Here is a 9244-nt window from a genome sequence, read left to right as displayed (position 1 = left end):
GGGGGACGTAGCGGGACGGCGGCGGGGCCTGGGGGGTCTGGGGGGACTGCGGACCCTGCGGGGCCGGGGGACCGGGCCGGCCGGCATACCCGCCGGCAGGCGGCGGCCCCTGGTCCGGGCGTCCGGAACCCTGACCGGGTGCGGTCCAACCCTGGTCGCTCAATGCGTTGCCTTCCCCGTGGCGGTGAACTCGTCAGAACCCTAACCGAGGCACCGGTGTCCCGAGGGGCCCCGGCCGGGAGCCGGGTCAGGCCCAGAAGCCGCGGCCTCCCGGCCAGTCGGCGAAGTGGTCACGGTAGGAGGTGCCCGGCCCGCGTGAGCCGAGGTAGGACCCGACCACCGCGACGCCGAGGTCGTCGAGCTCGGGGCTGACCATCCGACCGCCCGCCCGCCGGGCCATCGAGTCGATGAAGCGGGCCAGGCCGGGGTCCTCGCCGAGCCGGAAGAACGTCACCTGCGCCCCGAGCCGTGCCGACCCGTCGAGCTCGCGGACGGTGTGGGCGATCGTCACCGGGTCGGGCGGGTAGGCGAACCAGACCTCGCCGTCGGGCTCGAGGTGGGCGGTCGGCTCGCCGTCGGTGACGACGAGGAGCACCGGCTGGGCGTTCGGGTGCTGGCGGAAGAACCGGTTGGCCAGCAGCAGCGCGTGGTGCAGGTTCGTGCCCTTGGCCCAGCGCGCATCGAGCGCGGTGAGCTGCTCGATCTCCATCACCTCCGCGTGCCGGCCGAAGCCGATGAGCTGGAGCCGGTCGCCCCGGAAGCGCGACCGGATGAGCTGGTGCAGCGCGAGGGAGGTGCGCTTCATCGGCACCCAGCGGCCGTCCATGGCCATCGAGAAGGAGGTGTCGACGAGGAGCGCGACCGCCGCCTGCGTCCGGGCCTCGGTCTCGCCGACCTCGACGTCGTCGATCCGCAGGCGCACCGGCGACCCGCCGTCGCGCAGCACCGCGTTGGTGATCGTGCGCGGCACGTCCCACGGCTCGGTGTCGCCGAACTCCCACCGCCGGGTGGCGCCGGACGGCTCACCCGCGAGCCCCGACGTGCGTGTCTCCCGGGCGCCGGAGCGGCCGCTCATCCGGTCCGCGACGTCGCGCAGGAGAGACTTGCCGAGCTGTCGCATCGCCTTCGGCGAGAGCCGCAGCTCGCCGTCGGAGCCACGCCTGAGGTAGCCGCTGTCGCGCAGCGCGCGCTCGAGCTCCTGGAGGGTCCGGGCGTCCACGGCGGCCTCGTCGCCGAGCTGGCGGGCGAGCGCGTCGAGGTCGACGTCGTCGAGGCGCGCACCGCCGTAGGACTGCGACAGCTGGTCGGCGAGAGCGTCGAGCTGGGCCAGGTCCTGGAGCGCTCCCGTGCCGTCGCCGAGCCCGAGCCCCTCGCCGCCCTCGAAGGTCTCCGACCCCGACCAGTCCTCGCCGGGGCGCAGCGCCTGCAGGTTGGCGTCCATCCGCGCGAGCTGCTCCATGAGCCCCGGTGACCCGAAGGCCTGCTGGGACAGCTCCATGAGCTCGGCGCGCTGCTCGGGCGTCATCGAGGCGAGCATCCGCTGGGCGGCCGCGGCGCGCTGGGCGAGGGCGTCGACCAGCTCGTCGACGTTCTGCGGGTTCTCGGGGAAGAAGTCGCCGTGCTTGTCCATGAACTCGGCGAAGGCCCGGTCGACCTCGGCGGTCGCCTCGGGGGACCCGTCGGACCGGGCGTGCTTCTCCAGCAGGTCGTTGAGGTCGGAGAGCATCTCCTGGACGGCCGCGCGGTCCTCCTCGGTGGCGCCTTCGAGCGCCTGCTTCATCCCCGCGAAGCGCTGGTCGAGGAGCTCGCGGCCGAGGAGGTCCTTGATCTGCTCGTAGGCCTCACGCGCCTCGCGGCTCTGCCAGTCGTAGTCGGACAGCTCGCTCACCGCGGACGCGGTGGAGGTGGGGAGGTTCTCGAGCCTGAGCTCGCGGAAGGCGCGGTCGCCGTCGTCCATGGTGATGTCGCGGGCGAGCTGGCCGCGCTCCGCCGTCACCGCCGTGTCGAGGAGCCGGCGCACCTCGCGCATCGTGCCGTCGAGGTCGTGGCGCTCGAGGATCTCCCGGCGCCGCTCGGCCACCCGGCGCGCGAGGTCGTCGAGCCCGGTCCGGTCCTGCCCGCCGCGCCGCAGGAACTCGCGCATCGCCCGCTCGGGCGACGACCCGGCCATGACGTCCTGCCCGATGGCGTCGAGCGCCTCGGCGAGGTCGACCGGGGGAGCGAGCGGGTCGCCGCCGTCGTACCTGCGGTAGCGGCTCATGGTCGCGGCTCAGCCATAGACGGTCTCCCCGGCGCCCGTCTCCTTGCCGATCCGGCGCGCGAGGTAGAGGCCCTCGAGGGCGAGCTCGATCGCACCCGCGCGCGACCCGTCGTCGGTGGCACCCAGGCGGTCGGTGACCTGGTCGTAGAGGTCGGACTCGCCGAGCACGGGCAGACCGGCGAGGAAGTCGCGGGCGCTGACGCGGGCGCCCGTGGTGACGGTGGCGCCCCCCTCGATCGCGTCGACGAGCAGGCGGAGGTCGACCCCTCCCAGGTGCGCGCGCACCGTCTCGGCGATGGCCGTGCGCAGCAGGTGGGTGAGGATCTCGGGCTCACGGCCCTCCTCGCCCGTCTCGAACTCGATCTTGCCGCCGAGCACGGCCACGGCGGTCTCGAGGTCGATGACGCGCGCGACCGCCACGTCCTCGCCGCGGGTCGTCGCGCGGTGCAGCGCCGCGGCGGCGATGGTCTCTGCCCCGGCGATGGCGAACCTGGCGCTCACCCCCGACCGCTGGTCCACGCTCGAGGACGCGCGCAGCGCCCGGGTGAAGCGGGCCAGCACCTCGAGGAGATGGGCCGGCACACGGGCGACGAGATGGGCCTCCTGCGCGATGACCGCGATCTCCTCCTCGATCTCGCGCGGGTAGTGGGTGCGGATCTCCGCTCCGAAGCGGTCCTTGAGCGGGGTGATGATCCGGCCGCGGTTGGTGTAGTCCTCGGGGTTGGCGCTGGCCACGACGAGGACGTCGAGCGGGAGGCGCAGGACGTAGCCGCGGATCTGGATGTCGCGCTCCTCCATGACGTTGAGCATCGCGACCTGGATCCGCTCCGCGAGGTCGGGCAGCTCGTTGATCGCGACCATGCCGCGGTGGCTGCGCGGGATGAGCCCGAAGTGGATCGTCTCCGGGTCGCCCAGGCTGCGGCCCTCGGCCACCTTCATCGGGTCGACGTCGCCGATGAGGTCGGCGACGCTCGTGTCCGGCGTCGCGAGCTTCTCGGCGTACCTCTCGCTGCGGTGTCGCCACGTGACCGGCAGGTCGTCGCCGAGCTCCGCGGCGCGTCGGATCGAGGCGGGCGTGATCGGCTCGAACGGGTGCTCGCCGAGCTCGGAGCCGTCGATGACGGGCGTCCACTCGTCGAGCAGGCCGACCAGGGCCCGGAGCAGCCGGGTCTTGCCCTGCCCGCGTTCCCCGAGGAGGACGACGTCGTGGCCGGCGAGCAGCGCCCGCTCGACCTGGGGGATCACCGAGTCGCCGAACCCGTGCAGGCCGGGCCACGGGTCCTCGCCGGCCCGGAGCCTGGCGAGGAGGTTGTCACGGATCTCCTGGCGGAGCTTCTTGGGCTCGTGTCCCGACGCGCGCAGCTGACCGACGGTGCGGGGCTCAGGTGCAGTCACCCCTCCACGCTAACCCCGGGCGCAACCCCGCCCGGGGTCAGCCGTATGCCGGGTGCGCGCCCGGGCGACCGCGCCTCAGTCGTGGGAGGGGGCGGCCAGCCGGGCCTCGACGTCCTTGGCGCGGGCGGCCTCGGCGCCGAGCTCGACCTGGCGGCGGATCACCTCGGGCTCGGCCCGCATGAGGGCCAGCCCGCGCCGCACGAGCACCATCGGGCTCTTGCGCCGCTCCGCGAGGTCGCGCACCAGCCGCCGCACGAACGTCACGAAGGGGCGGTGGTGGATGCACCAGGCGCTGTGCAGCACCCCCGCCGCACGCAGCGGGGCCACGACCTCGGCGGCGAAGATCCCCTCGGCGAGCACGAGGTCGTCCGGACGTGCCGTGAGCGTCGTCGTCGAGACGGCCCGGCTCCGGGAGATGTCGTAGACCGGCGTCAGGGTCGAGCCGGTCTCGACGAGCTCGCACACGGCGGCGACGGCGGCGTCGAGGTTCCACGATCCGGGGTGGTCCCAGTCGACCATCCCGAGCTCGGCGCTGCGCGGGTTCGCGGGGTCGTCCTGGTCGCGGTAGAAGTCGTCGAGCCGCACGATCGGCCAGCCGTGTGCCTCGTGGAGGCGTTCGGCCAGCCGGGACTTGCCGGACCCGCTCGGTCCGGCAAGGACGACGACGCGGGCCCGTGGGTCGGCGGCGCTCACCGGCCCTTGGGGTGCCAGACCGTCTTGGTCTCGAGGAAGGCGGTGAGTCGGGACAGGTCGGGGGTCTGGCTCCAGTCGGGCTCGACGGCGCCGGCGCCCTCGCCCGCGGGTCGCAGGACGCGCTTGAGGTTGTCGGCGCTGGCCTCCTCGAGGGCGGCCCAGTCGACCCCGTCGGCGTCGGCGGCGCCGCAGAGGTCGATGGCGTTGACGTCGCGGTGGCTCGCGAGCCACGGGGCGATCTCGGACGCCTTGCCGCTGATGATGTTGACGACCCCGCCGGGGACGTCCGACGTGGCGAGGCACTCGGCGAGCGTGATCGCCGGCAGCGGGCGGTCGGCGCTCGTCACGACGACGGCGGCGTTGCCGGACACGATGATCGGCGCGAGCACCGACACGAGACCGAGCAGGCTCGAGCCCTGCGGGGCGAGGACGGCGACGACGCCGGTGGGCTCGGACGCGGAGATGTTGAAGTACGGCCCCGCGACGGGGTTGAGCCCACCGAGGATCTGGACGTACTTGTCGGACCACCCGGCATACCAGACCCAGCGGTCGATCGCCTGTGAGACAACGGCTTCCGCGGCGGCGGGGCTGAGGCCCTCGGCGTCGCGAACCTCCTGGACGAGCTGGGGGCGGCGCGACTCCATGACCTCGGCGACGCGGTAGAGGACCTGACCGCGGTTGTACGCCGTGGCGCCGGCCCAGCCGGGCTGCGCGGCGCGTGCTGCGGTCACCGCGTCACGGGCGTCCTTGCGCGATCCCTGCGCCGCGTTGGCGAGGAACCTCGGGGGCTCAGTCCTGGGGCGCCGGGTCGTGGACGGCGCGGCATACACCTCGTAGGAGCGGCCGCTCTCGCTGCGCGGGAACTTGCCCCCGATGTAGAGCTTGTAGGTCTTCTTCACATCCACGCGAGCCATCTCACGCACCCGTCTTCACGTAGGCCTCGAGACCGTGGCGACCGCCCTCGCGGCCGTACCCGGACTCCTTGTACCCGCCGAACGGGCTGGTCGGGTCGAACTGGTTGAACGTGTTGGCCCACACGACACCGGCCTTGAGCTGGTCGGCCATCCAGAGGATGCGCGAGCCCTTCTCGGTCCAGATGCCCGCGGACAGGCCGTAGGGGGTGTTGTTCGCCTTGGCGACGGCCTCCTGCGGCGTGCGGAAGGTGAGGACCGACAGGACCGGCCCGAAGATCTCCTCCTGCGCGATCCGGTGCGTCTGGCTGACCCCGGTGAAGATCGTGGGGCGGAACCAGAAGCCCTTGGTCGGAAGCGCACACCCGCTGTCCCAGCGCACGGCACCTTCGCCCTCGCCCACGTCGGTGAGCGCGACGATGCGGTCGAGCTGGGCGCGGCTGTTGATGGCCCCGACGTCGGTGTTCTTGTCGAGCGGGTCGCCGACGCGCAGCGTGCCGAGGCGCCGCTTGAGCCGGCGGTCGAACTCGTCGGCGATCGACTCCTGCACGAGCAGGCGCGAGCCCGCGCAGCAGACGTGGCCCTGGTTGAAGAAGATCCCGTTGACGATGCCCTCGACGGCCTGGTCGATGGGCGCGTCGTCGAAGACGATGTTCGCCGCCTTGCCGCCGAGCTCGAGCGTCGCCTTCTTGCGGGTGCCGGCGATGGACCGGGCGATCATCTTGCCGACGCCGGTCGAGCCGGTGAAGGCGATCTTGTCGATGCCGGGGTGGTCGACGATGGCCTGGCCGGTGGGGCCGGAGCCGGTGACGATGTTGACGACGCCCGGGGGCAGCTCCGCCTGCTGGCACACCTCGGCGAAGAGGAGCGCGGTGAGCGGCGTCGTCTCGGCCGGCTTGAGGACGACGGTGTTGCCGGTGGCCAGGGCAGGAGCGATCTTCCACGCGAGCATGAGCAGCGGGAAGTTCCACGGGATGATCTGGCCGACGACGCCGTGCGGGCGCGGATTGGTTCCGAGAGAGGCGTACTCGAGCTTGTCGGCCCACCCCGCGTGGTAGAAGAAGTGCGCCGCCGCGATCGGCACGTCGACGTCGCGGCTCTCCTTGATCGGCTTGCCGTTGTCGAGGGTCTCGAGGACGGCGAACTCGCGCGCCCGCTCCTGGAGGATGCGGGCGATGCGGTAGAGGTACTTGCCGCGGTCGGCGCCGCTCATGCGCGACCAGACCCGGGTGTATGCACTGCGGGCCGCCGCGACTGCTTTGTCAATGTCCGCGTCGGTCGCCTCGGAGACCTCGGCGAGGACCTCCTCGGTGGCGGGGCTGATCGACTTGAAGCTCGTGCCGCCGCCGTCGACGAACTCGCCGTTGATGAACAGGCCGTAGGAGCTCTGGAGGTCGACGACGGCCCGGGACTCGGGGGCCGGTGCGTACTCGAAGGTGGGCATCTCGCGTTGTCCTGTCGTCTCGCTCAGTAGGCCGTGGAGGGGGAGTCGTCGGCGATGTAGTTGGCGCCGGAGTAGGCGCCGGTCGTCATCCGCTGGCGCTGGAGGAGGAGGTCGTTGAGCAGGCTGCTCGCGCCGAACCGGAACCAGTGGTTGTCGAGCCAGTCCTCGCCCGCGATCTCGTGGACGGTGACGAGGAACTTGATCGCGTCCTTGCTCGTCTTGATGCCACCGGCGGGCTTGACCCCGACCATCGTCCCGGTGAGGTCGCGCCAGTCGCGCACGGCCTCGAGCATGATGAGGGTGACCGGGAGGGTCGCGGCCGGCTGGATCTTGCCGGTGCTCGTCTTGATGAAGTCGCCACCGGCGAGCATCGACAGCCAGCTGGCGCGGCGGACGTTGTCGTAGGTGACGAGCTCGCCGGTCTCCATGATGACCTTGAGCCGAGCCGCACTGCCGTCGGCGCGGACGCACGCCTTCTTGACCTCGGCGATCTGGTGGAAGACGGTGAGGTAGTCGCCCGACAGGAACGCGCCACGGTCGATGACCATGTCGATCTCGTCGGCGCCGGCCCGCACGGCGTCCTGGGTGTCGGCGAGCTTGACGGCCATGCTCGCCCGGCCGCTCGGGAACGCGGTGGCGACGGCCGCGACCTTGACGCCGCTGTCGCCGAGGACCTCCTTGGCCGTCGTCACCATGTCGCCGTAGACGCAGACCGCTGCCGGGCGGGGGGTGCTGAGGTCGCTCGGGTCGGGGAGGAGCGCCTTGGCGGCGAGTCCTCGCACCCGACCCCGGGTGTCGGCGCCCTCGAGCGTCGTGAGGTCGATCATCGAGATGGCGAGGTCGATGGCCCACGCCTTGCTCGTCGTCTTGATCGAGCGGGTGCCGAGCCCGGCGGCGCGGGCCTCGCAGCCCACCTGGTCGACTCCCGGGAGTCCGTGGAGCCAGCCGGTGAGGGCCGAGTTCGTCAGTCGGGAGACGCCGACGAGGTCGCGGGCGCGAGCCGTGGCGTCGAGCGTGGAGTCGACGTCCGTTGCGGGGGTGTTCACCCACGGAGTCTATCCGTGCCCGGGCAGCACCCCGTGGCGCGCAGGAGCCGCACAGGACAAGCGGCTCGCGAGCCGGGAGTGCCCTCGTGAGCCGCTTCGATCCGGCTCGGGAGCACCCGGTCGGCTCGCGAGCCGGGTCGGCTCGCCGAGCCGGGCGTCAGGGGCGCCAGATCTGCCACCAGCGGCGCCGCCGGGGCGGGCTCGCCGGCGGCCCGGGCTCCGGCTCCGGCCCCGGCTCCGGGGCTTGTGCCGCGAGGCGTTCGGCCCGCAGCTCGCGCCACCGTCGCAGCATGTCCTCCACGTCGACCGTCGGCGCCCACACCGGGGACTGCTTCCCGAGAACCGGCCGGCGGCGGTCGTCGACGACCCTCAGGTTGTAGTCGCACAGCACCTCGCGGACGCCCTCCTCGGTCCGCAGCTCCACGAGCGACTCCGGGAACCCGGCGAACTCGCGGCGCAGCATGAGCACCGGCGGCATCGCGTCGGCGAGGTCGAGCCCCTCGCGGGCCATCATCCTCTTGACCCACCAGTCGGGGTCCGGGTCGTCGAGCCCCTGCAGCGGACGACCGGCCCCCGGCAGGTTGTCGAAGTCGCCCCGCTCCTGCGCCTCCCGGATCTGCTTCTCGACCCACGACTCCTGGAACGACATCAGTGACCGAACAGCCCCTCGACGTCGGGGAGGTCGACGAACCGCGAGAAGGTGCCCTCGTCGGCGATCTCCTGCGCGGCCGGGAGCCACCCACCCCACGCCGTGCGCGCGAGGGTGCCGCCGACACTGATCCGCCGCACACCCAGCGCGGCCGCCTCCGCGACGGTCGTGAACGGGCTGTTGACGAGCAGGTTGACCGGCAGGGGCGCCACCGCCTCGACGATCGCCGTCACGTCCTCGAGCCGGGTGAGCCGTGGCGCGTAGAGGCAGTCCGCACCGGCCTCGGCGAAGGCGCGCAGCCTGCGGATCGCCTCGTCGAGGTCCGGCCGCCCGACGACGAACCCCTCCGACCGTCCGGTGAGCAGCACACCGGTCCCGGACTCGTCGATCGCCCGTCGCGCGGCCGCGACCCGTGCGACCGCGAGGTCGAAGCCGAGCAGCGGTTCGTCCGGGTCGCCCGACGAGTCCTCGATCGAGAGCCCGGCGACGCCGGTGTCGGTGGCCCGCCGGACGTTCTCGGCGACACCCGCGGGCTCCTCGGCGTACCCGCCCTGGAAGTCGGCGTTCACCGGCACCGACACGGCTCCCGCGACGGCGCGCAGGTGCTCGAGGGCGTCCTCCACCCCGACCTCGGCGTCCGGGAGGCCCAGCGACCAGGCCAGCCCGGCGCTCGTCGTGGCCAGCGCGGGGAACCCCATCCGCTCGAGGACCCGCGCACTCCCGACGTCCCACGGGTTCGGCATGACGAAGCACCCGGTGGCGTGCAGCCGGTGGAACTCCGATACGCGGTCGTCGTGGACGCCCATGTCGCACCTCGCCTCAGTCCCGGAAGACGTCCACTGTATT

Annotated in this window: 8 protein-coding genes; all 8 read right to left on the bottom strand. The window is 72.7% G+C overall.

Annotated elements, in window-relative coordinates; all coding sequences use genetic code 11:
* Window positions 1–247 precede the first annotated feature (247 nt).
* Window positions 248–2260: a vWA domain-containing protein gene (locus N801_RS10190; RefSeq protein ID WP_035937196.1), complete on the bottom strand. Its 2013-nt coding sequence runs from the start codon at window positions 2258–2260 to the stop codon at window positions 248–250.
* Between the two features lie 9 nt (window positions 2261–2269).
* Window positions 2270–3655 (bottom strand): magnesium chelatase ATPase subunit I, encoded by a 1386-nt coding sequence (locus N801_RS10185; RefSeq protein ID WP_035937193.1) that lies wholly within the window; start codon window positions 3653–3655, stop codon window positions 2270–2272.
* Window positions 3656–3730: 75 nt separating this feature from the next.
* A complete protein-coding gene (locus N801_RS10180; RefSeq protein WP_035937191.1) occupies window positions 3731–4348 on the bottom strand; it encodes a uridine kinase family protein in 618 nt (205 codons plus the stop codon).
* On the bottom strand, window positions 4345–5262 hold the full coding sequence (locus N801_RS10175; RefSeq protein WP_211254706.1) for an aldehyde dehydrogenase family protein: 918 nt from the start codon (window positions 5260–5262) through the stop codon (window positions 4345–4347). The genes N801_RS10180 and N801_RS10175 overlap by 4 nt, the downstream gene beginning before the upstream one ends.
* Before the next feature lies 1 nt (window position 5263).
* Window positions 5264–6703 carry an aldehyde dehydrogenase family protein gene (locus N801_RS10170; RefSeq protein WP_035937186.1) on the bottom strand — a complete coding sequence of 480 codons (1440 nt, stop codon included), beginning with the start codon at window positions 6701–6703 and terminating at the stop codon, window positions 5264–5266.
* A 23-nt stretch (window positions 6704–6726) separates the two neighbouring features.
* Window positions 6727–7749, bottom strand: a complete 1023-nt coding sequence (deoC, locus tag N801_RS10165) for a deoxyribose-phosphate aldolase (protein WP_035937184.1) — start codon at window positions 7747–7749, stop codon at window positions 6727–6729.
* Between the two features lie 157 nt (window positions 7750–7906).
* Window positions 7907–8398: a DnaJ family domain-containing protein gene (locus N801_RS10160; protein WP_035937181.1), complete on the bottom strand. Its 492-nt coding sequence runs from the start codon at window positions 8396–8398 to the stop codon at window positions 7907–7909.
* Window positions 8398–9204, bottom strand: a complete 807-nt coding sequence (locus N801_RS10155) for an isocitrate lyase/PEP mutase family protein (protein ID WP_035937180.1) — start codon at window positions 9202–9204, stop codon at window positions 8398–8400. The genes N801_RS10160 and N801_RS10155 overlap by 1 nt, the downstream gene beginning before the upstream one ends.
* Window positions 9205–9244 lie beyond the last annotated feature (40 nt).

The sequence above is a fragment of the Knoellia aerolata DSM 18566 genome, assembly GCF_000768695.1.
Lineage (GTDB): Bacteria > Actinomycetota > Actinomycetes > Actinomycetales > Dermatophilaceae > Knoellia > Knoellia aerolata.
This window is presented reverse-complemented; position numbering and strand designations above follow the sequence as displayed.

Excerpts from the sequence above, each read along its gene's own strand:
- N801_RS10190 (WP_035937196.1), bottom strand. The coding sequence starts at position 2,260 with ATGAGCCGCTACCGCAGGTACGACGGCGGCGACCCGCTCGCTCCCCCG.
- N801_RS10175 (WP_211254706.1), bottom strand. The coding sequence starts at position 5,262 with ATGGCTCGCGTGGATGTGAAGAAGACCTACAAGCTCTACATCGGGGGC.
- N801_RS10170 (WP_035937186.1), bottom strand. The coding sequence starts at position 6,703 with ATGCCCACCTTCGAGTACGCACCGGCCCCCGAGTCCCGGGCCGTCGTC.
- N801_RS10160 (WP_035937181.1), bottom strand. The coding sequence starts at position 8,398 with ATGTCGTTCCAGGAGTCGTGGGTCGAGAAGCAGATCCGGGAGGCGCAG.
- N801_RS10155 (WP_035937180.1), bottom strand. The coding sequence starts at position 9,204 with ATGGGCGTCCACGACGACCGCGTATCGGAGTTCCACCGGCTGCACGCC.